Annotated in this window: 1 protein-coding gene; it reads right to left on the reverse strand. The window is 48.4% G+C overall.

Going from position 1 to position 680, the window contains the following annotated elements:
* Positions 1 to 25: 25 nt before the first annotated feature.
* The coding region (locus tag HCU62_RS11575) for a transposase (protein ID WP_169755681.1) at positions 26 to 680 on the reverse strand (655 nt) is incomplete at its 5' end.

Below are 680 nucleotides of genomic sequence, written 5' to 3' on the forward strand. Positions count from 1 at the left end.
TATTTAGTCGATACTGAAAAACCCGCTATGCTGCAGGACAAAAACAGGCAATTGTTCTTTGTGCGATAAAAATATGGAAGTAAGTTCGAAGCAAAAAGTCTGCTGCCAGTCGCAGCAGCTTCCTGAAGTTCATCCCAGCAGCACTGAAGACGGCGTTCAGACAATCACCCAGCGTTCCTTTGAGACGACAGCGGTCCATGCGATGCTCGCGTTTTAAATGTCCGATGCCAGGTTCAACAGCGGCACGGCGTTTCATCCAACGCCACAAACTTTTGGCAGTCCGTCCTCTTCTTCTCCTATCAACGTGTACATTGACCTTACCTTCGTATCCGTGTCCGCGGTATCCCATGTCCACGAATACGTGATCAGGTGTACAGGTAATTCGTTCAATCTGCGCAAGAGCGTCTTTCAATGTGTGCCCATCGTAGGGATTGCCGTGTATCGCCTTGGCCCCCACAATCCAACCGCCTTTACTGGTGGCCGCGACACTGACTTTACAACCAAACTCGTAACGCTTGTGTGCTTTGCCTTTGCTGATGCATTCTACTGCCGGTTCATGAACACTGTAGATCTTGTTTTTGTCATTCCGCTGCTGGTTAAAAATCCTTCTGGCAATGTCCAACAGTGACCGAAGTTGTTCATCCGGATGCGAACATTTTCTTTCGATATCTCGAATGACA

The sequence above is a fragment of the Dissulfurirhabdus thermomarina genome, from assembly GCF_012979235.1.
Classification (GTDB): Bacteria; Desulfobacterota; Dissulfuribacteria; order Dissulfuribacterales; family Dissulfurirhabdaceae; genus Dissulfurirhabdus; species Dissulfurirhabdus thermomarina.